Raw genomic sequence first — 21,144 nt, 5'->3', positions numbered from 1 at the left:
ACAGAGTGTATGGACACGCTGTCTGTAGGCTGCGACCCATGCCCGCCCGCCGCGCCCACGCTCCCGAACTGCACAAACGCATTCTCGACGCCACGCGCACCCTGCTCGACGAGATCAACTTCGACGCGCTCACGGTCGCCGACATCCTGACCGCGGCGCAGGTGTCACGCGCCAGCTTCTACTTCTATTTCCCCAGCAAGCAGGCGGTTCTCGGAGAACTGGTACGCGCCGCGGTCGGGCAGGGACAGGACGCCGCCGAGCCGTACCTCGACCCCGACGGCGACCCGATCGACGGCCTCCGCCACGGAATCCGGACGGGCGCGAACCTCTGGCGGGAGAACGCGGGCGTCCTGGTCGCGATCGTCGACGCATGGCAGAGCGACGCCGACCTCCGCGCGCTCTGGCTCGCCCAGATGGACACGTTCACCGACGCCACCGTCGCGCGGATCACCGCAGACCCCCGCGCGATGGCCTACCTCGAGGGACACGACATCCGCGCCATTGCGGCCACCCTCACCTGGACCGGCGAGCGGCTCTACTACCTCGCCGCGGCCGAGGTCCCGCCGTTCGACGACGACAAGACCCTGATCGACGCGCTCACGCACTCGTGGACGTCAACGCTCTACGGGATCGCGACTCCGCGCTCCTGAGCACCAGAAGCGGCAGGAACAGCACCGCTGCCACGGCGGTGAGGCCCTGAGCGTCGATCACGAGATGCCAGAAGGCCGGATGAGCGGTACCCGCGCGCAGACCGGAAGCACCGACCGACGGCAGGCTCACCGTGAGCACCACCGCCCAGGCCGCGGACAGCCAGTACCGACGCGCGGCCACCAGCGCGGCGAGCGGCAGGAACAGCCACACCAGATGGTGCACCCACGAGATCGGCGACACCGCGACCGACAACGCGGCCAGCACCCCCACCGCGGCCAGCCGATCTTCGGCACGTGACAGCCGCCACGCGCCGTACGTCCCGACGACGACGAGCACCACCGCGGACGCCAACCAGAGCAGCGACACGTGGGGAACCCCGCTGCGCAGCAGCATCCCCCGCACCGACTGGTTGCCCACGACGTCGTTCGCGCCGAACCGGTCCGAGTCCCAGAGCGCCCGCCAGAGGTACTCCTCGGCACTCGGCCAAAGCAGGAGCAGCCCCGCGACAGTGGCCCCCACCGACGCGAAAAGAACCCAGAGAAAAGTCCGCCACTGCCGCGTCACCAACAGCCACGGTACGAACACCGCCGGCGTCAGCTTCACCGCGATCGCAACCCCGAGCCCGACACCCTCCCGACGATGCCGACGCACCAGGTCGTAGGCCACCAGCAGCACGAGGAACAGCCCCACCTGCCCGAACCGCAGATGACTCCGCACCGGCGCCGACACCAGTAGCAGCGCCAGCGTCACCGGCAATCCGATCCGCTCGACGACCGGCCGCATCCCGATCCTGGCGACCCCCACCAGCGCCGCCAGCGATGCCACCACCCACAGCACCTGCAGCAGCCCGAGCGGCACCCGCGACAGCGGCTCGCTGAGCACCGCCGCGAACGGCGGATACGTGAACGGCATGTCGAAGACGGTGCGGAACTCGTAGACGTCCGAACCGGTCCCCGCGGACGAACCCGCACCGTAGTAGACCAGCAGGTCCTTCATGCGATCCGGAGCCGAGACGGTGAACAGCGGCACCACCGGCACCAGCAGCGCCACGGCAGGCAGCGCCCACGCCCACCGCGCAGAGCCCAGCTCCGGCGGTGCTGCCGGGGAAGGAACACCCACGAACCGGCTCACCACCAAAACCACAACACCAAAAGCCCAGCCAGCGACGACGTCGGTCAGCCAGTGAACCTCCAGCGCCACCCGGCTGAGCCCGACGACGAGCCCGACGACCCCGACCAGCGCGTACCGGGAACGGCGGCGGAATTCCCCGGCCACCAACCCCCACCCCAGCACCGCTGCCATCGCGTGCCCCGACGAGAACGACACCAGCCCGCCCGACGGACCCGGGCGCGCCAGCGTGACGAACGTGACCGCCTCCAGCATCTGCGCGGTCGCCAGGATCAGCAGCGGGACCACCGCACTCCGCCACGACGCCCCGGCACGCCGCCGCACCACCGCGACGACGATCAGCACCGGGTAGAGCACCGCGCCCGACCCGAGCTGGGTCACCAGCCCGAGGAAGTCGGCCCCGGACAGCGCGTCCGCGAAGGCCCGGTCGATCCCCAGCGGCTCCCCGCCGGCCGCCAGCACCGTGGTGACGACCAGCACGACGACGCTCAGCACGAACGCCGCTCCGGGTAGCGTCCGGACGAATGTCTTGAAAGCCTGCACGGGAAGCAGCCTCCCAGGTGATTCGGTGCCGTGTTCAACCGAACGCGCCAGTCGTCCGTGGTTCACAACGCAGGAATAGGTTGACGACAACCGTCGATTGCATCGATAAAGAGACCACGCGCCGGAGAGGTTCAAAAGACGATGGACATCGGTCCGCAGTACCTGAACGACCGGAGCGCGCCGCCGTCGACGCTGGTGATCTTCGGCGCCTCGGGTGACCTGACCAGGCGCAAGCTGATCCCGGCCGTCGCGAGCCTGGCCCGCCACGGCCGGCTGCCGAAGGAGTTCGCCCTGGTCGGCGTCGCGCGGACGCCGATGAGCGACGACGAGTTCCAGAAGACGATCCTGGGCGACGACGGGCTGGGTGACCTGGATCAGCTCGCCGGTGGCGGCCTGCGCTACGTCTCCGGCGGATACGACGACCCGGAGACCTACAAGACCCTCGCGACGCTGCTCGACGAGCTGGACCACCAGCGCGGCACCCGCGGCAACCACCTGTTCTACCTGTCGACGCCGCCGCAGGCGTTCACGCCGATCATCCACGGGCTGGCCGGCGCGGGCCTCAACCGGGCGCGCACCGAGGAGGGCTTCTCCCGGCTGGTCATCGAGAAGCCGTACGGCAGCGACCTGAACAGCGCCCGCCAGCTCGACGCCACCGTGCACAGCGCGTTCGAGGAGCCGCAGGTCTTCCGCATCGACCACTACCTGGGCAAGGACACCGTCCAGAACGTGCTCGCGCTGCGGTTCGCGAACTCGATCTTCCAGCCGATCTGGGACCGGTCCTGGGTCGATTCCGTGCAGATCACCGTCGCCGAGACGCTCGGCGTGGGCACGCGCGGCAGCTTCTACGAGACCGCCGGTGCGATGCGCGACATCGTGCAGAACCACGTGCTGCAGGTGCTCGCGCTGGCGCTGATGGAGCCGCCGGCGTCGTTCGGCGCCGAGGCACTGCGGAACGAGAAGGTGAAGCTGCTCCAGGCGATCCGGCTGCCCACCGACCGTGACGTCGCGGACGTGGCGGTCCGCGGCCAGTACACCCGCGGTGGTACCCGCGAGGACCTGATGCCCGGTTACCGCGAGGAGCAGGGCGTCGACCCGCTCTCGCGCACCGAGACGTACGCCGCGCTCCGGCTCGACGTCGACAACTGGCGCTGGGCGGGCGTTCCGTTCTACGTCCGTACCGGGAAGCGGCTGCCGGCCCGGGTCACGGAGGTCGCGCTCACGTTCCAGCGTCCGCCGCACCTGCCGATCCCCGGCAACCAGCTCACCGAGCTCGAAGCCGACGCGCTGATCCTGCGCATCCAGCCGAACGAGGGCATCTCGCTGCGGTTCGGCGCCAAGGTGCCGGGCCACTCGTTCCGGGTGCGGACCGCGAGCATGGACTTCTCGTACGACCAGACGTTCCAGGAGGAGTCGCCCGAGGCCTACGAGCGGCTGATCCTCGACGCCATGCTCGGCGACGCCACGCTGTTCATCCGCACGGACGAGGTCGAGCAGTGCTGGCGGATCGTCGACCCGATCATCGAGCACTGGGCGAACGACCGGAGCCCCATCCCGACGTACGAGGCCGCGTCGTGGGGCCCCTCGGACGCCGACCGTCTGATCGGCCGCCACGGCCGCACCTGGCGCAACCCGGCCTGAGGCGTGAACACTTTGGTGGCCCATGGGCCACCAAAGTGTTCACCGCTCGACGCGGTGCAGGTTCACAGTGCCGAGCGCTCCCTCAGTGACCAGCGCTGTCATGAAAGTCGCGTAAGGCTGACGGCGGCGGTCCGTGGGAGAACCGGGGTTCAGCAGGCGAAGTCCGTTGAACTCGGTGTCCCACGGAATGTGGGAATGTCCGAAGATCAGCAGGTCGGTGTCGGGGTAGGCGGCGGCGCACCGCTGTTCTCGGCCTTTTGACGTGCCCGTCTCGTGCACCATTGCTACTCGCAGCCCGTCGAACTCGCCGTGGAAAACTTCCGGTAGCCGCGCCCGGAGCTCCGACCCGTCGTTGTTGCCGTACACGCCGACCAGACGCGCGCTCCGCGCCTCCAGAGCGTCCAGCAGAGCGACGTCCACCCAGTCGCCGGCGTGAAACACCACGTCAGCGGCGTCGACGGCATCCCAGAGCGCGGGTGGAAGATCCCGCGCCCGCTTGGGTACATGGGTATCGGCCATGATCACGAGGCGCATGTTCTAGGGGGTACACCATGAGGACGCTGGTAACCGGGGCACGGGGCAAGGTCGGCGTTGCGGCGGTCGACGCGCTGGTCCGAGCCGGGCACGACGTGACCGCCACCGACCTGGCCCCGCCGAGCTTCGACCGCTCGGCGCCGTACGTGTCCGCCGACCTCACGAACGCCGGCGACGTGTACGCGCTCGTCGGTGGCTTCAGCGAGGGCGAGGGCCCGAAAGCGGGCCGGTACGACGTCGTGGTGCACGCTGCCGCGATCCCGGCCCCCGGCAGGCACGCGCCCGCGACCGTCTTCACGAACAACATCGGGGCGCTGTTCAACGTCGTCGAGGCGTGTGTCCGGTGGGGTGTGCCCAGGCTGGTGAACATATCCAGTGAGACCGCGACCGGGTTTCACTTCGCCGAGCGTCCGGCGTACCCCGAGTACCTGCCCCTCGACGAGGAACACCCGTGCGCCCCGCAGGACCCGTACGGGCTCTCGAAGGTCTTCGGTGAGCAGCTGTGCGACGCCGCGGTCCGCCGGTCGGACCTGAAGGTGCTGTCGCTGCGCCCCACCTGGGTGCAGAACGACGCCAGCTACCGGCCGAACCTCGGCCCGATCATCGACGACCCGACCGCGCCGAGCCTCACCGGCTGGTCCTATGTCGACGCCGACGACCTGGGCGACGCGATCGTCCTCGCCGCGGAATCGGACGTCCCGGGCCACGAGGTGCTCTACATCGCGGCCGCGGACACGGTGGGAGGCCGGGACCTCCACGAGACCTGGCGCGCGGTGTACCCGGACGCGCCGACCGAGCTCCGACCCGTGAAACGGAAGGACGCGAGCGGCATCGACTGCTCCAAGGCCGAACGGCTCCTCGGCTGGCGTCCCACCCGGAGTTGGCGCGACAAGTTCTAAGGTTCGCCCGCGCCCGACCGACCCGACAGGCATGGGCGAGGAACCAGCCCGCTGGTTCAGCGTGGGCTACAGCGACGCCGAGGACGCCGGGAAAGCCGGGCGGGATGCCACCGCGGCCGCGCTCGCCGGCCGCGCACCGGCGCTCGTGATCGTCCTCAGCCAGGTTCGCGACGGCTTGGAAGCCCTGGTCGAGGGGGTCCGCGCCACGGTGGCGGAGCACTCCGACAGCGCGGTCATCGTCGGCACGTCGACGTCCGGGCAGTACGCCGAGGGCACGCCCGGCACCACCAGCCTTGTCGTCGCCGCGTACGGCGGGCAGGGCGTCGAGGCGCGGTGCCGGGTCGGGGAGGTGAGCACGATGACCGGCCGGGGCGCCGCGGCGGCGGCCGCGGAGTGCGCCACCGAGTTGACGCTCCCCCACCGGGTGCTGCTGATGTTCTTCGACAGCCTCGGTGAGGACCAGCAGGAGCTCATCCGGGGGGCGTATTCGGTGACGGGGGCTGCCACGCCGCTCATCGGGGGGAGTTCCGGGGACGGGTTGACGTACGTGCGGACGTACCAGATCGCTGGGGGTGTGGCGCGCGTCGACGTTCTGTCCGGTGCTGTGGTCGGCGTCGGGCTGGGCTGTGAGTCGCCGCTCGGTGTCGGCGTCGCGCACGGCTGGCGGCTGGCCGGGGCACCGATGGCGGTGACGAAAAGCGTCGGCGGCCGCCTCTACGAGCTCGACGACCGACCGGCGCTCGACGTCTACGCCGAGCGCCTCGGCCTGGACGCCGACCTCGCCAACGACCCGACCGCCTTCACGGATGCCGCCGCGCCCTACCCGCTCGGCCTCAACCGGCGCGGCGGCGAGGACATCCGCGTCATCCACGCCGCGGACCCCGGCGACCGTTCGCTGCAGTGCCTCGCCGACGTGCCGCAGGGCGGCCTGGTCTGGCAGATGGAGACCGACGAGGACGCACTCGTCGACGCGGCGGGCGAGTCCTGCCGGCAGGCCCTGGCGATGCTCGACGGCACACCGCCGGTGGGGCTGCTGGCCTTCGACTGCGCCGTCCGGAAGCTGATGCTCAGTCCGGCCGGCGTCGAACGCGAAACCGCGGCAATGGGCGTCGCGGCCGCGACGGTGCCCTACGCCGGTTGGTACACCAACGGCGAGGTGGCCCGGGTCCGCGGCAGCCAGGGCCTCCACCACCTCACGATGGTGACCCTCGCACTGACCTAGGGCTTGCGCGCCACCGCCGACCACCCCGGCGCCTGCTCCCCCGGCGTGTCGGCGGGAATCCGGTCCAGCGCGTCCGGACGCCACTGGTGCGAGAGCGCGACACCCGGCTCCACCAGTTCCAGGCCGTCGAAGAACCGCGTGAACTCGTCCTTCGACCGCGCGCGCAGCTTCATGCCCTGCGCCTTGTACATCGCCTCGGTCTTCTTCGTCTCCTCCGGCTGGAACTCGCCGGTGAGGTGCGACATCGCCAGGTAGGACCCCGCTGGCAACGCGTCGACCAACCGCTTGACGACGCCGTACGCGTCGTCCTCGTCGTCCAGGAAGTGACCGATCGCGAACAGCAGCAGACCCACCGGACGGGTGAGGTCGAGGGTTTCCCTCGCGGTGGCGAGGATCGTCTCCGGGTCGCGGATGTCGGCGTCGACGTAGCTGGTGGTGCCGCCGACCAGCAGCGCACGTGCGTGCACGAGCACGATCGGATCGTTGTCGACGTACACCACGCGGGAGGCCGGGTTGATGGCCTGCGCGACCTCGTGCACGTTCGGAGCGGTCGGCAGGCCGGTGCCGACGTCGAGGAACTGGTCGATGCCCGCCTCACCGGCCAGGAACGTCACGACCCGGCGGAGGTAGTCGCGGTTGGCCAGCGGACCGATCTCGCCGGCCGGGTTCGCCCGGATCGCGTCGGCGACCTGGCGGTCCGCGGCGAAGTTGTCCTTGCCGCCGAGTAAGGCGTCGTACACCCGGGCCGGATGCGGCGTACCGGTGTCCAACTGCGCGCTGGTGTCAGCATCCATGGTCGAGCAGAGTATCCGACCGTCCACTTCGGTTGACGTAGTGTCTAGGGATCATGGATGTGGACGCTATTTTCACCAACGTCCGTGCTTTTCGCCCCACTTCGTTGTCCACCGAGGGTTTCCGTCACGCCGCAGTGGCGCTGGCCGTCGCCGGGGACCGGCCGAGCATCTGGCTCACCCGCCGCACGTCGAAGCTGCGTGCGCACCCCGGCCAGTTCGCGCTCCCGGGCGGCCGTCTCGACCCGGGCGAGGACGCGCTCGACGCCGCGATCCGCGAGCTCGGCGAGGAACTGGGCGTGTTCGCCGACCGGTCGGCCTACGTCGGCACGCTCGACGACTTCGCCACGCGCTCGGGGTACGTGATCACGCCGATCGTGCTCGCGCTCGGTGACGTCCCGCCGCTGGTACCGAACCCGGCGGAGGTCGCCGAGGTCTACACGATTCCGCTCGTCGATCTCGACGTCGAACCGCGCTACCTCCGCATCCCCGAGTCCGATCATCCGGTGATCCAGCTGCCGCTGGTGGGTAGTTTGATTCACGCGCCGACCGCCGCGGTACTCCATCAGTTCCGCGAAGTGGCGCTGTACGGGCGCGCCACGTCGGTCGCCCACCTCGAACAACCGGTGTTTGCCTGGCGATAGGTGAGTGGCATGAAATACGTCCTGTTGATCGCGGGTGACGAGACCGCCGCCGCCGAGCACGCGAACGACGGCTGCGGCGGCTGGGATGCCGAGATGGCCGCCCGCGGCGTCCTCTACGGCGGTGCCGGCCTCCGTCCGCCGGCGGACGCCACGACCGTCCGCGTCCGCCAGGGCGACACCCTCCTCACCGACGGTCCGTTCGCCGAGAGCCGCGAGCAGATCGGTGGTTTCTGCCTGATCGACTGCTCCGACCTGGCCGAGGCGATCGAGATCGCCGCCAAACACCCCGCTGCCACGTACGGCTCCATCGAGGTCCGGCCACTTCTTTGATCGACGCTGTGAGCGCCGTCGAGGAGGCGTTCCGCGCCGAGTGGGGCCAGATCGTCGCCTCGCTGATCCGGGTGACCGGTGACTGGGAGCTCGCCGAAGAGGCCACGCAGGACGCGTTCGCCCAGGCCCTCGCGCGCTGGCCGACCGACGGCGTGCCGCGCAACCCGGGCGCGTGGCTCACCACCACCGCCCGGAACCGCGCGGTCGACCGGCTCCGGCGGGAGGCGGTCGGTGCCGCCAAGCTCCGAGAGTTCGCGACGGAGCCGGTAGCCGAAGCGGCAGTTCACGACGTATCGGACGACCGGCTGCGCCTGATGTTCACGTGCTGCCACCCGGCGCTCGCCCTCGACGCCCGAGTCGCACTGACGCTGCGAACGCTCGCGGGCCTGTCGGTACCGGAGATCGCCCGAGCGTTCCTGACCTCGGAGGCCGCGATCTCCAAACGCCTGGTGCGGGCCAGGCAGAAGATCCGGCACGCCGGTATCCCCTACCGCGTCCCTCCCGCGCACCTGCTGCCGGAACGGACCCCGGCCGTGCTCGCGGTGCTGTACCTGCTGTTCACCGAGGGCTACGCGGCCACCGCGGGCACCGAACTCGTCCGCCGCCCGCTGACCGGTGAAGCGATCCGGCTCGCCAGGCTCCTGCACGAGCTCATGCCCGAAGAGCCCGAAGCCGCAGGCCTACTGGCCCTTCTGCTCTTCCACGAGTCCCGCTCGTCGACGAGAGTCGACGTCACCGGCGAGCTGGTCCCCCTGGACGAACAAGATCGAACCGCGTGGCACCGCCCCACGATCACCGAGGCCGAACACCTCCTCGACGCCACCCTCACTTCTCGCGGCGCGGCCGGGCCGTACGTGATCCAGGCGGCGATCGCGGCGTGCCACGCGACGGCGCCGACCGCCGCCGACACGGACTGGCGGCAGATCGCCACGCTGTACGGATCGCTCCGGGAGCGGGTGCCGTCGCCGGTCGTCGCGCTCAACCAGGCCGTCGCGGTGGGCATGGCCTACGGGCCGGGAGTGGGCCTAGCACTGGTGGAGGAACTCCGAACGGCGCTGGCGGACTACCCCCTCCTCCCCGCCGTCCGCGCGGACTTCCTCCGACGCCTCGGCCGCACCACCGAAGCCGCCGACGCCTACCGCGACGCGATCGAAGCGGCCACGACCGAACCCGAGCGGAAATTCCTTCGCCGTCGCCTGTCCTCGGTGAGCGGTGGCCGTTCGTCGGTGGAGTGAACACCACCTCCGACGACAGGGATCCACCGATGACCGAGGACCAGATCCGCGACCTCATCGCGGCTCAGCGCCACCAGCTGGCCGACACACTGAGCGCGCTGCCCGAAGAAGCGTGGGACGCACCGACCCTCTGCGACGGCTGGCGCGTCCGCGAGGTGATCGCGCACGTCGCGATGGAGTTCCGCTACCCCACGGCGCGGTTTCTCTGGCATTTCGCGCTGGCGGGATTCAACTTCCACCGCCTCAACAACCGCCGCGCGACCGCCGACGCACGGGACCTGTCGAGCGCCGAGCTCACGGCCTCGATCCGCGACAACGTCCACCACCCGTGGAAGCCACCGGGCACCGGCTACGCCTCGACGCTCACCCACGAGACCGTGCACGCTCTGGACGCTCTGGTGCCGCTGGGAGTCGACTGGTCCGTGCCCGAGCCGACAGTGCGTGCCGTGCTGGATGCGTGGGACGTCGAGCACGGCCGGAAATACTTCGGCGTCGACCTGACCGGGGTTCGCCTCTGCGCCGACGACCTCGACTGGACCGTGGGCGAGGGCAAACCCCTGACCGGTCACGCCAGCGATCTACTCCTGGTGCTGGCCGGCCGCAAACTCCCACCGGCCCGCCTGACCGGCCCCGCGGCGCCCCGCTTCACCGCTCAGTCGTCGTCGTAGCGGTTCTTCTTGGCGGCCTTGAGGCGCTTGCGCTCGAGCCGGCGACGCTCGATCTCGGCCTTCGAGGGCTTGCGCTTCACGTCGACGCCACCCCAGAACGACAGGCCGGTCACGATGATGACGGGGGCGCCCGGGTCGCCGGGGCCGGTGGCGTTGTCGTCGAAGCCGCCCATGATGCCGATGCCGTTGACGTGCACTGTCGCGTTCTCCGGCACGATGATGTCGATGCCGCCCATGATCGCGATGGCGCGGATCGTCACCGTGGTGCTGGTGAACACGGCCTCGCGCAGGTCGACTTCGCCGCCGCCCCAGAAGGCGATGCACTCGAACTTCTCGGGCACCGTCCAGGCGCCGGAGCGCTTAAAGCCGCTCATGACCGCGGCCGCCCAGGTGGAGGGCGGGAGCACCGGGTGGCCCTGCTGTCGCTGCTGGGTGGGGGCGTTCGTCACCGGCGCGGGGGTGAACTCGGCGCGGGGCATCGGGATGTCGCGGGTCAGCGGCAGCAGCTCGCCGTAGGTGCGGGCCGAGTACACCTGGACGAGGCGCGCATCCAACTCGTTGAGGTCGAGTCGCCCCTCGGTAGCGGCCTCGTGCAGCGCTGCCGCCACCCGCTCCCGATCCGAATTGGAGGCCCGCATCTCCCCCCGCTCCAACCCCCCAAGAGCATCCCCCACCCCCGGCACACCCGACCCGGACCCAGCCGACGCAGACGGCCCCTCGGACACGGACGGCGCGGACGGCGCCTCGGACACGGACTGCGCGGACTGCGCGGACTGCGCGGACTGCGCGGGCGGAGTCACCGGCTCGGTGGGCGCGTTCGGCGCGGAGGCGAAAGGCGCGGGGGGCGCTAGCGGCTCCGCGGGCGCGCCCGCGCCGGGAGGCTCGGCGGATGTCGGCGGCGCGAGCCAGCCGGACGTCTGGTCGGTGTCCGGGCGCGAGGTGGGTTCCGGAAGCGTTGCCACACACAGAGAATAGGCCCGCCCACAACGGATTCCCCGCCAAGGCACCTTTCTGTCAGAGACCCGCCACCCCGGCCGCCCGAGAAACGTCAGTCCGGCAACAACGGCACCGTGAACCCCTCCCCCCGCCCCAGCAACGCAGCCCGCGTCACCGCCGACGAACCGAACCGCTCGCGCACGGCATCGAGCGCGGTATCGAGCCCCCCGTCGTCCGGATGCTCGAGCGGCAACATCAACTGCTCCCCCTGCCCGTCGAGGTTCCCGACCGCAACCCCGATCAACGTGATCCCCCGCTCGGTGATCAGCGGCATCGCCGCGACCAGCAGGTCCTGCGCGGCCCCGAGCAACACCGCCGTGGCCGACGTCGGCCGCGCGAGCGTGTGCGACCGGGTGGCACGCGTGTAGTCGTCGAACCGCAACCGCAACGTCACCGTGCGCCCGGCACGAGAAGCTTTCCGCATCCGCCGACTCACCCGATCGACGAGCCCGGCCAACGCGGCCTCCAGATCGGGCACGGCATGCGGCCCCCGCCCGAGCGCCCGCTGCGCCCCCATCGAGCGACGCCGACGCCCGACGACCACCGGCCGCGGGTCCCGGTTGTGAGCCAGCGCGTGCAGGTGCCGCCCGGCGTGCTGCCCCAGCACCGACACCAGATACGCCTCACCGAGCCGCGCCACCTGTCCGACCGTCACGATCCGCCGTGCCCGCAACTTCGTCGACGTCACCGTGCCGACCCCCCACAGCCGCTCCACCGGCAGCGCATGCAGGAACTCGAGCTCGCCTTCCGGTTCGACGACCAGCAACCCGTCGGGCTTGGCCACCCCGCTCGCCACCTTCGCGAGGAACTTCGTGCGAGCGACACCGACGGTGATCGCGAGCCCGACCCGCTCCCGAACCGCATCCCGCAACCGGGCAGCGATCTCGGCCGGCGAGCCGCTCACCTTCCGCAACCCCGCGACGTCGAGAAACGCCTCGTCGATCGACAACCCCTCGACGAGCGGCGTCGTATCGCGGAACACCTCGAACACGGCCTTGCTGGCCTCGCTGTACGCGTGCATGCGCGGCGGGACGACGATCGCCTGCGGGCACAGCGCCGTGGCCATCCGCCCACCCATCGCGGTGCGGACGCCACACGCCTTCGCCTCGTAACTGGCGGCGAGCACGACCCCGCCGCCGACGATCACCGGGCGACCACGCAGACGTGGATCGTCACGCTGCTCGACGGACGCGTAGAACGCGTCGAGATCAGCGTGCAGGATGCTCGCCTCCGCAGCCACCCAGCGATCATCGCACACACGTTCGAAAAATCATCGAACCAGAGGACGAACTTCCTGTGCTACGAAGCGGACGTAACCCTCCAGGTCAGGCTCGTCGGCGGGCGGCTGGAAGATCATCGTGTCCGCACCGGCCCCCGCGTACTTGGCTGCCTCGGCGGCGAACTCCGCGGCACCGCCGGCCACTCCCAACCCGGAAGCCGGGTCGTACTTCCAGTACTCGAGCTCGGCCTGCAGCCGCGCGGAAGCATCCGGGCCGGTCACCGCGACCCCCATGTACACGATCCGGTGCGGATCGGTCCGCCCGGCCGCCGCCCGCCCCTCGCCGACCAGCGCGAGGGCGTCACGCACGTCGGATACCGTCTTCTGGCTGTCGAGGATCGTGCCGTCGGCGTGCTCGCCGGCCAGTCGCAGCGACTTCGGCCCAACCGCACCGACCAGGATCGGCGGCGCCTGCTCCGGCGGGTAGTCGAGCTTCACCTTGTCCAACTGCACGTACCGACCCGAGACACTCAGCTCCTCACCACGGAGAAGCGCGCGCATGGCGTCGACATTTTCACGGAGCAGGGACAACGGCGAGGACACCCGCGCACCGACCTGGCCCATCCAGTCCTGCACGCCGTGGCCGAAGCCCGGCAGGAAACGGCCGGGGAACATGCGCTCGAGGGTCGCGATCTCGAGTGTGGCCAGCACGGAGTTGCGGAACGGCACCGGCATCAGCCCGATTCCGACCCGCAGGCGCGACGTCGACGCCAGCGCGACCGCAGCGCCCGCGATGCCGCTCTGCCAGAAACAGTCCTCCCAGAGCCACAGCTCCTCCAGGCCGGCATCGTCCGCCGCACGTGCCACCGCACGCAGCCGCTCGGGGGGTACTTGAGGGCGAAAAACGACACCAAGTGTTGTCATGCCCTGTTCCTATCAAGAGATCGAAGCGCGCTAAACGGGTAACACCGAGTTGATGGACGTCGACCTGACCCGCGCCGCTGCCCGCTGGACCTCCGCCGACCGGATCATCTGGAAGCCCGCTCCCCGCGTCCGCCTCCACACCGCTCCCCGGGGCGGCCTCGCGGTGACCAAGGGCCGCATCACCGGCGGCGACGCCATCGACCTGCTCCCCGGCCTCCGGGTGCCGGATCTCCCGGTGCGCGAGCTGCTCACCGGCCAGCTGGTCGTCGCCGCCTATGACGCCGACGACACGCTCCTCGGCGCCACCGGCGTGCAGATCGCCGGTGTGCTCGACGACCTCTACGCGGGGGCGGCCACCCGCACGCTCGGCCCGGTCTGGCACGGCGGCGTCCCGTCGCTCGCGCTGTGGGCGCCGACCGCGCAGAACGTCGCTCTGATCCTGGACACCGAGCAACACCCGATGCGCCGGGACGGCGACGGCGTCTGGACCGTCACCGGCCAACCCGGCTGGAAGGACCGCGACTACCTGTTCGAGGTCGAGGTCTTCGTGCCGGAAACCGGCCGGGTGGAGCGCAACCGGGTGACCGATCCGTATTCGATCGGTCTATCGGTGAACTCGACGCACAGCCGCCTGGTCGACCTGGGCGGCTGGACCGCCGTCCCGGCCCCGGCCGGCCCCGACAGCACGATCTACGAGCTGCACGTCCGGGATTTCTCGATCGGCGACACTTCGGTACCGGCCGAGCACCGCGGCAGGTACCTCGCGTTCACCCACCCCGACTCAGTCGGCATGACCCACCTGGCCCGCCTCGCCCGCGCCGGCCTCACGACCGTGCACCTGCTGCCGGTCGCGGACTTCTCCTCGGTCGACGACATGCTCGCCGACGACCCCGGCGACCTCTCCGACTTCGCCCCGGACAGCGACGAACAGCAGAAACGCGTCTCCGCGGTCGCCGAGACCGACGGCTTCAACTGGGGCTACGACCCGCTGCACTGGACCGTGCCCGAGGGCTCGTACGCCGTCGACCCCGCAGCGCGCACCACCGAGTTCCGCGCGATGGTCGACGCGCTGCACGACGTCGGACTGCGCGTCGTTCTTGACGTTGTGTACAACCACACGGCCAGTTCCGGACAGACGGGCACCAACAACCTCGACCGCATCGTGCCCGGCTACTACCACCGCCTCGACGACTCCGGCGCTGTCCACACGTCCACGTGCTGCCCAAACACGGCGACCGAGCACACGATGATGGGCAAGCTGATGATCGACTCGGTGCTCACCTGGGCGCGCGACTACCGCGTCGACGGGTTCCGGTTCGACCTGATGGGCCACCACCCGCGCGCGCTGATGGTGGAGCTCCGAGAGCGCTACGACGGGCTGCTGTACGGCGAGGGCTGGGACTTCGGCGAGGTCGCCGGCAACGCACTGTTCGTCAACGCGTCGCAGGCGAACATGCGGGGCACCGGCATCGGCACGTTCAACGATGGCCTGCGGGACGCGGTTCGTGGGGGTTCGCCGTTCGACGAGGACCCTCGGGTGCAGGGATTCGCGAGCGGATTGTTCACGGATCCGGGCTTGCCCGGCTCGCGGGACGACCTGTTCGCCGCTCAGAACCGGATCCAGGCCGGACTGGCCGACCACGAGGCGGTCACCTACGTCGACGCGCACGACAACCTCACGCTCTACGACACGCTCGCGTACAAGCTGCCGCCCATCACGAGCATGGCCGACCGGATCCGGATGAACACGCTGGCGCTGGCCCTGACCACGTTCAGCCAGGGCCTGACGTTCTGGCACGCGGGCGTCGAGTCGCTGCGCAGCAAGTCCTTCGACGCCGACAGCTACAACTCCGGCGACTGGTTCAACGTCTACGACCCGACCGGCGCCACCCACGGCTTCGGCCGTGGCCTGCCACCCGCGGAAAAGAATGCCAATTGGTGGCCTTACGCGGGCCCGTTGCTCGCCGATCCGGCGCTGCGCCCGACGGCAGCCGACGTCGAGAGCGCGACGACGGCCGCGGAGACGCTGCTGCGGTTGCGCCCGCTGTTCCGCCGCTCCGGAGCTGCAGTGACGTTTCCGGCGGGGGCTCCGGGCGTGATCGTCATGATGGTCGACGACCGGATCGTCGTGGTGTTCAACGCGACGCCGTTTGCCACGACCCAATTCGTCCCCGGCGCGGCCGGCACCGACTTCGCGCTGCACCCCCTGCAGGCCTCCGGGCCCGACCCGGTCGTCCGCTCCGCGGCCTTCACCCGCGCCTCCGGCGCCTTCACCGTCCCCGCCCGTACGGCTGCTGTTTTTCTTTCCCCACGCTAAGCGAGTACAGACCGCCCGTTCGGGATGATCTGCTTGGCGGCATGCGCGTCCGGGAGCTGATACACCTCGGGGCAGTGCGGCGTGCCGCGCGAGCAGCCGTCGTCATGCCTGTGCTGTTCGCCTTCGGTTCGCACGTGCTCCACAACCCGACCGCGGCGCTGTTCGCGAGCTTCGGGTCGTTCGCGCAGGTGCTGTTCGTGGAGTTCGGCGGTTCCCGCCTGGCCCGCGTACAGGCGCAGCTCGGGCTGATCGTGGTCGGAGCCGTCCTGATCGTGATCGGGACGCTGGCCAGTGGCACGCTGTGGCTCGGCGCCGTCGTCATGGCGGTGGTGGCATTCGGCGTGCTGTTCGCCGGGGTGGTGAGCTCGGTACTGGCGGGCGCGGGCACGTCGATGGTGCTGTGTCTGATCCTGTCGATCTCGATTCCCGGAGCTCCGTCGACGATTCCGGACCGGCTGCTCGGGTGGGGCATCGCGTCGGTGGCCGCGCTGATCGCGATCACGGTGCTGTGGCCGACGAAGTCCGAGGACCCGCTGCGGGCGCCGGCCGCCCGGGCGTGCCGTGCGGTCGCGGCCCAGTTGCGTGGCGAGGGGACCTCGGCGAGCGAGGCGATCGACGCGCTGCACCGGGCGTTCCTCGCGACGCCGTACCGCCCGACCGGGTTGTCGACCTCGGCGCGGACGCTCGTGCGGCTGGTGGACGAGCTGAACCTGCTGGGCGTGATCCTGGCGTCATCGCCCGAACAGCTGGCCCCGGACGCCGTCTACCGGGCTGCGGCCGATCTCCTCGAGCGGAGTGCGGACCTCCTGGAAGGCTCGCCGGGGTCTCTGCGCGCCGCCGAACAAGCCTTGACCGACGCCTTGGCGGACCTGGAACACCGGGCCGGCGAAAGCTTGCCCGACACCGTGCACCCCTCCGAAATCCTCACCGCGCTCGAACCAGGTTTCCGCAGCGCGGAGATCTCGTTCGTCATCTCGCTGATCGCCCGCAACGTGGCCACCGCAGCGGCGGCCGACCGACGCGGCTGGTGGGAACGGCTCCTCGGGCACCAGCCCGACAGCATCAACGGGGCCTGGCGCTCCGCCGTCGAGCGCGCGTCGGCGCACGTCGAGTGGCACTCGGTGTGGTTGCACAACAGCGTCCGGGGAGCGGCCGGCCTGGCACTCGCCGTGCTGGTCGCCGACGTTTCCGGGGTGTCCCACTCGTTCTGGGTGGTGCTCGGCACGCTGTCGGTGCTGCGCTCGAACGCACTGAACACCGGCCAGACGATCGCACGCGGTGTACTCGGGACGACAGTGGGGTTCGCGGTGGGGTCCGTGGTGCTCACGGTGGTCGGGACCGACACCCGTGTGCTGTGGATACTGCTGCCGATCGCGGTGCTTCTCGCCGGGGTGGCACCGGAGCTGATCGGGTTCGCGACCGGCCAGGCCGCGTTCACCGTCGCCCTGCTGATCTTGTTCAACATCACCGCGCCCGCGGGGTGGGAGTTGGGACTCGTTCGGCTCGAAGACGTCGCGCTGGGCTGCGCGGTGAGCCTGGTAGTGGGCCTTTTGTTCTGGCCGCGAGGCGCAGCAGCTACCCTGCGCTTCGCCCTCGCCCGCGCTTACATGGACAGCGCCCACTTCCTGGACGCCGCAGTCCACTACGCAGCCGCCCGCTGCGCCCCCACCCTCCCGGCCGCTGCCGACGCCGGAGCTGCCGGAGCCGCGGATGCCGCCCGAGCCGCGGGAACCGCCGGAGCTGCCGGAGCCGCCGATGGCGCGGGAACCACGGGAATCGCCGGAACCGCCGCCGCCGCGGGAACCGCCGGAGCCGCTGGAGTCGCCGATGGCGCGGGAACGGTGGGAGTTGATGCCGTGACGCCGGGAGAGGCGGAAGGGCGGGCCGCCGCGTCGGCGCGGCGGCTGGACGACTCGCTCCGGACGTATCTGGCCGAGCGGGGTCCCAAGCCGACGCCGCTCGCGGAGCTGATGACGCTGGTCACCGGCATCGCCGCCCTCCGAATCGCAGCGAGCGCGATCCTCGACCTCTGGCAGACCGACCCCGGCCGGGAAGGTCCCGGCGACCGCACCACCGCCCGGGCCGAACTCCGCCGTCGCAGCGAAGCGGTCACCGGTTGGTTCGAGCTGCTAGGCGAACGGGTCGCCGCCGACCAGCCGGCGCCGCCTCCGCTCACCACCGACCGGTCCGCCGACCACACCCTGATCGAAGCGATCCGCCGAGATCTCACGGGCCCCGCCGCCCCCACCGGCGTCCGCGTCATCTGGACCGCCGACCACCTGGACGCCACCCGCCGAATCCAACCCACTCTGATCGCCGCAGCATCCCAACGCCCAGCACGACTGCACCCCATCCCACCAACCCCGGACCCCGCCGGAGCGACGTGACCCGCCGCGCCGCGCCTGCCCGGAGCAGCGTGGCCCACGGTCGCAGGCACGTGACCGCGGCGCGAGCACGTGACCGCGGCGCGAGCACGTGACCGCGGCGGAGGGGTGTGGGCGGCTCGACTGACATAGTCGCGGCATGGAGCTGCGTCACCTGGAGTTCTTCGTCGCGGTAGCGGAGGAGCAAAGCTTCACCAAGGCGTCCGAGCGGCTCCGGATCGTGCAATCCGGGGTGTCGTCCGCGATCAAGGCCCTCGAAAAGGACCTGGGAGCCGTGCTCTTCGACCGCTCCGGCCGGCACATCGAACTCACTGACGCGGGAGAGGCACTCCTCCCCAAGGCCCGCGCCGCCCTCGACGCCGCCCGCGACGCACGCGAAGCCGTGCACGAGGTTCGCGGAGGCCTCCGCGGCACCCTACGCATAGGCACCCTCACCGCGATCGACCTCATCGACCTTCCCGCCCTGATGGCCGACTTCCACGGACGCCACCCGTCGGTGCAGCTGCGGCTCAGCGCGGCCCCGTCGGGCTCGCAGGGCCTCGCCGACTCCCTCACCGAGGGCAAACTCGACGTCGCCTTCGTCTCGATGCCTGGCGGCGCACCCCCCGGCATCGTCCTCCGCGATCTCGCCGACGCCCCGCTCGATCTCGTCGTCCCAGCTGGCCACCCGCTCGCCGAGCGGAACGAGGTCCGGCTCACTGACTTCGCCGACGAACCGTTCGTCGATTTCCCGGTCGGCTACGGCAACCGCGCGGTCACCGACCGCGCCTTCGCGGCCGCGGACCTGCAGCGATCGGTGTCGATCGAGATCGTGAACATCGGGGCCGGGGCGGACTTCGTGCGCCACGGGATGGGCGTGGCCCTCCTCCCCCGCTTCCTGATCCCCCAGCGCACCGATCTCCGCTCGCTACCGGTCACCGACGCAGACGTCCGCTGGCCCCTCTCCGCAGCCACCTCCACCCTCCGCCGCCCCAGCGCCGCAGCCCGAGCCTTCCTGGCCCTACTCCCCCACCACACCCCGGCCCCTCGATCCGCCTCGGCCAGCGCGGAACGCTCGCCGGCTTCCGATCAGCGCGGCTAGCGCGGTGTCCACACCAGCGGCGCCCGCGGATTGTCAGGAACCTGCTCGCTGAGCGGCGTATCGCTGGACAGTTTCCTGGCAATCCGCGTGCTGGGAACCCGGCCAACGTCCCTGGCAACGCCGGCGAGGCGCGCCGTCACGTTCAGGTGGGCTGCACGGGCCGGCCCGGAAACTTTCGGCATCTGGCCGGGTGCGCCACGTGTGCGGCCCGTGCCGGCTCCTGCCCGCGCGCTGGTGGCGGACGCTACGGGGCCGCCGACTTGGTTGGGCAACTAGTGGATGGTCGGGGTCAAGGGGGCCCGGGTGGGGGGTGCTGGAGTGGTGCCCAGGTGGGCGCCTGTTGCTAGGAGGGTGAGGAGGGCTGCTACGAACCAGTACATGGCTGTGGTCGGGGTCGTGAAGTGGGTGGCGATGCCCAGACCTAGGGACGGGATGACCAGGCCCAGGTAAGCGATCAGGAAGAGGCCAGCTAGTGCCTCGCCGCGGGCCGACGGGGCGGCGGCTGACACGACCGAACCGATTGCCGACTTGAAGACCACACCAGCACCGGCACCGGCGAGTGCTCCGCCGATGAGGAACACCGCGAGGCTCTCGCTGGCCATCCCCGCGACCAGCACCAGCAACCCGACCGGCTCGACGCTCAGCCCGAGCACGAACCGCACCGGGGGACGCAGACCGCCGGTGAGCGTCTGCGCAATTGCCGCGGCACCGAACACCAGGAAAACCACGACACCGGCGAGAAGCCGACTCGGATGATGCAGCGTTCCGGCCACGAACCCGGGCGCCAGCGAGTTGAACAATCCGAACACGGCGAACGCGGTGAACGCGGTCGTTCCCGCGGCAAGGTAACCCCTCCGGTCGGCGCCGCTCACACCGATCCGCTGCGGACGCCAAGCCGGACGATCCGCTCGCAACTCGACGGTCTCCGGTACGAGCCCCACCCCTACTACCGCCAACACCAGCAGCGCCCCGAACAACAGGTACGGAGTGTGCAGTGGAGCGGGCAAGAACTGGGCGAGAGCTCCGGCAACGAGCGGACCAACCCCGAGACCACCGATGTTGGCCGCAGTCGAGATCACCTCGAATCGTGCGGCTCCCGATCCGGGCCAGCTCAGAGCGTGCAGCTCGGCGAGGTACGCCGTGGCGGTCGCGGTGATCATGCCGACGCCGAGCCCGGACACGAAGCGCGCGAGCAGCAGCCCCGGGAGCCCGATAGAGGACAAGAAGATCAGCGCCGCGAGGACCTCGAGCCCCAACGCCGGCACGAGCACGCGCTTGCGGCCCAGCCAGTCGGAGACATGTCCCGCCAAGAGCAGGCTCACCACGACGCCGACCGCGTACATCGCGAACACCACGGTCACGACGAACGGGGAGAAGCCGTCCTCATGCTGGTAGAGGACGTAAAGCGGGGTCGGCACGGTAGAGAACGCCATCGCGCTGAGAAAAGCGCCGGCGACTAGCCAGAAGCCGAGATTGTGCCTGGTACGCATGGGTCCAGCCTGCGTCGCCGGAGCCATCTCGTCCAACGACAGTTCAAGCTCGGACCTATCTCTGCGGGAGATAGCATTCTGCCGCATTAAACGAGAAAAGCCGCTGCCCGTAATGGGCAGCGGCTTTTTCGAAGAAAAGTCCGGCGGCGTCCTACTCTCCCACACCATCACCAGTGCAGTACCATCGGCGCTGAGGAGCTTAGCTTCCGGGTTCGGAATGGGACCGGGCGTTTCCTCCTCGCTATAACCACCGGAACACGGTCAGACACAACGAACCCTGCCCACCCGATGGGTGTGCTGTTCGTGGTCTGGGAACCACACAGTGGATGCGACTACTTACTCAAACATTCATTACGGCTAGCTTTGTGGGCAAGCCCTCGGCCTATTAGTACCGGTCAGCTCCACCTGTTACCAGGCTTCCACATCCGGCCTATCAACCCGATCGTC

18 protein-coding genes and 2 rRNA genes are annotated in these 21,144 nt (G+C 70.3%); 11 read left to right on the top strand and 9 right to left on the bottom strand.

What is annotated here, in order from left to right; all coding sequences use genetic code 11:
* Positions 1-38 precede the first annotated feature (38 nt).
* The gene (locus ACGFY5_RS26695) at positions 39-650 is read left to right on the top strand and encodes a TetR/AcrR family transcriptional regulator (RefSeq protein WP_392723968.1); all 612 of its coding nucleotides are present in this window, start codon (positions 39-41) and stop codon (positions 648-650) included.
* Here the strand turns inward: ACGFY5_RS26695 and ACGFY5_RS26690 are convergent.
* Positions 598-2,322: a glycosyltransferase 87 family protein gene (locus ACGFY5_RS26690; RefSeq protein WP_392723967.1), complete on the bottom strand. Its 1,725-nt coding sequence runs from the start codon at positions 2,320-2,322 to the stop codon at positions 598-600. The two genes, ACGFY5_RS26695 and ACGFY5_RS26690, sit on opposite strands and share 53 nt — an antisense overlap.
* Positions 2,323-2,463: 141 nt before the next feature.
* Between ACGFY5_RS26690 and zwf the strand changes: the two genes are divergently transcribed.
* A complete protein-coding gene (gene zwf, locus ACGFY5_RS26685; RefSeq protein ID WP_392723965.1) occupies positions 2,464-3,963 on the top strand; it encodes a glucose-6-phosphate dehydrogenase in 1,500 nt (499 codons plus the stop codon).
* Between the two features lie 39 nt (positions 3,964-4,002).
* Here the strand turns inward: zwf and ACGFY5_RS26680 are convergent, their stop codons facing one another.
* Positions 4,003-4,497, bottom strand: a complete 495-nt coding sequence (locus ACGFY5_RS26680; protein ID WP_392723963.1) for a metallophosphoesterase family protein — start codon at positions 4,495-4,497, stop codon at positions 4,003-4,005.
* Positions 4,498-4,514: 17 nt separating this feature from the next.
* On the opposite strand from ACGFY5_RS26680, the gene ACGFY5_RS26675 reads away from it, so the two are divergent.
* Positions 4,515-5,396: an NAD-dependent epimerase/dehydratase family protein gene (locus tag ACGFY5_RS26675; protein ID WP_392723961.1), complete on the top strand. Its 882-nt coding sequence runs from the start codon at positions 4,515-4,517 to the stop codon at positions 5,394-5,396.
* Between the two features lie 31 nt (positions 5,397-5,427).
* Positions 5,428-6,618 carry an FIST signal transduction protein gene (locus ACGFY5_RS26670; RefSeq protein ID WP_392723959.1) on the top strand — a complete coding sequence of 397 codons (1,191 nt, stop codon included), beginning with the start codon at positions 5,428-5,430 and terminating at the stop codon, positions 6,616-6,618.
* Here the strand turns inward: ACGFY5_RS26670 and ACGFY5_RS26665 are convergent.
* On the bottom strand, positions 6,615-7,412 hold the full coding sequence (locus tag ACGFY5_RS26665) for an SAM-dependent methyltransferase (RefSeq protein ID WP_392723957.1): 798 nt from the start codon (positions 7,410-7,412) through the stop codon (positions 6,615-6,617). The two genes, ACGFY5_RS26670 and ACGFY5_RS26665, sit on opposite strands and share 4 nt — an antisense overlap.
* Positions 7,413-7,465: 53 nt before the next feature.
* Here ACGFY5_RS26665 and ACGFY5_RS26660 point away from each other — a divergent pair, with 53 nt between their 5' ends.
* Genes ACGFY5_RS26660 through ACGFY5_RS26645 form a run of 4 tightly spaced genes read left to right on the top strand, consistent with a single transcriptional unit; the run spans position 7,466 to position 10,286 of the window.
* Positions 7,466-8,053 carry an NUDIX hydrolase gene (locus ACGFY5_RS26660; protein WP_392723955.1) on the top strand — a complete coding sequence of 196 codons (588 nt, stop codon included), beginning with the start codon at positions 7,466-7,468 and terminating at the stop codon, positions 8,051-8,053.
* A 9-nt stretch (positions 8,054-8,062) separates the two neighbouring features.
* Positions 8,063-8,383: a YciI family protein gene (locus tag ACGFY5_RS26655; protein WP_392723954.1), complete on the top strand. Its 321-nt coding sequence runs from the start codon at positions 8,063-8,065 to the stop codon at positions 8,381-8,383.
* Positions 8,383-9,618, top strand: coding sequence for an RNA polymerase sigma factor (locus tag ACGFY5_RS26650; protein ID WP_392725026.1), 1,236 nt, complete (start codon positions 8,383-8,385; stop codon positions 9,616-9,618). Before ACGFY5_RS26655 ends, ACGFY5_RS26650 begins: the two co-directional genes overlap by 1 nt.
* Positions 9,619-9,647: 29 nt before the next feature.
* Complete coding sequence (locus tag ACGFY5_RS26645; protein WP_392723952.1) at positions 9,648-10,286, top strand: maleylpyruvate isomerase family mycothiol-dependent enzyme; 639 nt, start codon at positions 9,648-9,650, stop codon at positions 10,284-10,286.
* Here ACGFY5_RS26645 and ACGFY5_RS26640 read toward each other — a convergent pair.
* From ACGFY5_RS26640 to ACGFY5_RS26630, 3 genes are all read right to left on the bottom strand, one after another.
* Positions 10,271-11,248: a DUF1707 domain-containing protein gene (locus tag ACGFY5_RS26640; protein WP_392723950.1), complete on the bottom strand. Its 978-nt coding sequence runs from the start codon at positions 11,246-11,248 to the stop codon at positions 10,271-10,273. The two genes, ACGFY5_RS26645 and ACGFY5_RS26640, sit on opposite strands and share 16 nt — an antisense overlap.
* 86 nt (positions 11,249-11,334) lie before the next feature.
* Positions 11,335-12,522: a DNA polymerase IV gene (dinB, locus tag ACGFY5_RS26635; protein WP_392723949.1), complete on the bottom strand. Its 1,188-nt coding sequence runs from the start codon at positions 12,520-12,522 to the stop codon at positions 11,335-11,337.
* A 30-nt stretch (positions 12,523-12,552) separates the two neighbouring features.
* Positions 12,553-13,425: an LLM class flavin-dependent oxidoreductase gene (locus ACGFY5_RS26630; RefSeq protein WP_392723948.1), complete on the bottom strand. Its 873-nt coding sequence runs from the start codon at positions 13,423-13,425 to the stop codon at positions 12,553-12,555.
* 52 nt (positions 13,426-13,477) lie between these two features.
* On the opposite strand from ACGFY5_RS26630, the gene ACGFY5_RS26625 reads away from it, so the two are divergent.
* The 3 genes from ACGFY5_RS26625 (at position 13,478) to ACGFY5_RS26615 (ending at position 19,207) form a co-directional block, all read left to right on the top strand.
* Positions 13,478-15,742, top strand: a complete 2,265-nt coding sequence (locus ACGFY5_RS26625) for an alpha-1,6-glucosidase domain-containing protein (RefSeq protein WP_392723947.1) — start codon at positions 13,478-13,480, stop codon at positions 15,740-15,742.
* A 104-nt stretch (positions 15,743-15,846) separates the two neighbouring features.
* Positions 15,847-18,129, top strand: a complete 2,283-nt coding sequence (locus tag ACGFY5_RS26620) for an FUSC family protein (RefSeq protein WP_392723945.1) — start codon at positions 15,847-15,849, stop codon at positions 18,127-18,129.
* Between the two features lie 136 nt (positions 18,130-18,265).
* Entirely contained in the window at positions 18,266-19,207 is a 942-nt protein-coding gene (locus tag ACGFY5_RS26615; protein ID WP_392723943.1) for a LysR family transcriptional regulator, read from the top strand.
* 272 nt (positions 19,208-19,479) lie between these two features.
* Here ACGFY5_RS26615 and ACGFY5_RS26610 read toward each other — a convergent pair whose 3' ends face one another.
* The 3 genes from ACGFY5_RS26610 to ACGFY5_RS26600 all read right to left on the bottom strand — a co-directional run.
* Positions 19,480-20,697, bottom strand: a complete 1,218-nt coding sequence (locus ACGFY5_RS26610; RefSeq protein WP_392723941.1) for an MFS transporter — start codon at positions 20,695-20,697, stop codon at positions 19,480-19,482.
* A gap of 138 nt (positions 20,698-20,835) precedes the next feature.
* Positions 20,836-20,952, bottom strand: a 5S ribosomal RNA gene (rrf, locus tag ACGFY5_RS26605).
* 110 nt (positions 20,953-21,062) lie between these two features.
* Positions 21,063-21,144: ribosomal RNA gene (locus ACGFY5_RS26600) — 23S ribosomal RNA — on the bottom strand; the annotation flags it as partial.

The organism is Cryptosporangium sp. NPDC048952 (assembly GCF_043197895.1).
Lineage (GTDB): Bacteria > Actinomycetota > Actinomycetes > Mycobacteriales > Cryptosporangiaceae > Cryptosporangium.
The sequence above is the reverse complement of the archived record's forward strand: the minus strand, read 5'-3'. Positions and strand labels throughout refer to the sequence as shown.

Excerpts from the sequence above, each read along its gene's own strand:
- ACGFY5_RS26675 (WP_392723961.1), top strand. The coding sequence starts at position 4,515 with ATGAGGACGCTGGTAACCGGGGCACGGGGCAAGGTCGGCGTTGCGGCG.
- ACGFY5_RS26630 (WP_392723948.1), bottom strand. The coding sequence starts at position 13,425 with ATGACAACACTTGGTGTCGTTTTTCGCCCTCAAGTACCCCCCGAGCGG.
- ACGFY5_RS26670 (WP_392723959.1), top strand. The coding sequence starts at position 5,428 with ATGGGCGAGGAACCAGCCCGCTGGTTCAGCGTGGGCTACAGCGACGCC.
- ACGFY5_RS26665 (WP_392723957.1), bottom strand. The coding sequence starts at position 7,412 with ATGGATGCTGACACCAGCGCGCAGTTGGACACCGGTACGCCGCATCCG.
- zwf (WP_392723965.1), top strand. The coding sequence starts at position 2,464 with ATGGACATCGGTCCGCAGTACCTGAACGACCGGAGCGCGCCGCCGTCG.
- ACGFY5_RS26615 (WP_392723943.1), top strand. The coding sequence starts at position 18,266 with ATGGAGCTGCGTCACCTGGAGTTCTTCGTCGCGGTAGCGGAGGAGCAA.
- ACGFY5_RS26655 (WP_392723954.1), top strand. The coding sequence starts at position 8,063 with ATGAAATACGTCCTGTTGATCGCGGGTGACGAGACCGCCGCCGCCGAG.
- ACGFY5_RS26625 (WP_392723947.1), top strand. The coding sequence starts at position 13,478 with ATGGACGTCGACCTGACCCGCGCCGCTGCCCGCTGGACCTCCGCCGAC.
- ACGFY5_RS26645 (WP_392723952.1), top strand. The coding sequence starts at position 9,648 with ATGACCGAGGACCAGATCCGCGACCTCATCGCGGCTCAGCGCCACCAG.
- ACGFY5_RS26620 (WP_392723945.1), top strand. The coding sequence starts at position 15,847 with ATGCCTGTGCTGTTCGCCTTCGGTTCGCACGTGCTCCACAACCCGACC.
- ACGFY5_RS26680 (WP_392723963.1), bottom strand. The coding sequence starts at position 4,497 with ATGCGCCTCGTGATCATGGCCGATACCCATGTACCCAAGCGGGCGCGG.
- ACGFY5_RS26660 (WP_392723955.1), top strand. The coding sequence starts at position 7,466 with ATGGATGTGGACGCTATTTTCACCAACGTCCGTGCTTTTCGCCCCACT.
- ACGFY5_RS26695 (WP_392723968.1), top strand. The coding sequence starts at position 39 with ATGCCCGCCCGCCGCGCCCACGCTCCCGAACTGCACAAACGCATTCTC.
- ACGFY5_RS26610 (WP_392723941.1), bottom strand. The coding sequence starts at position 20,697 with ATGCGTACCAGGCACAATCTCGGCTTCTGGCTAGTCGCCGGCGCTTTT.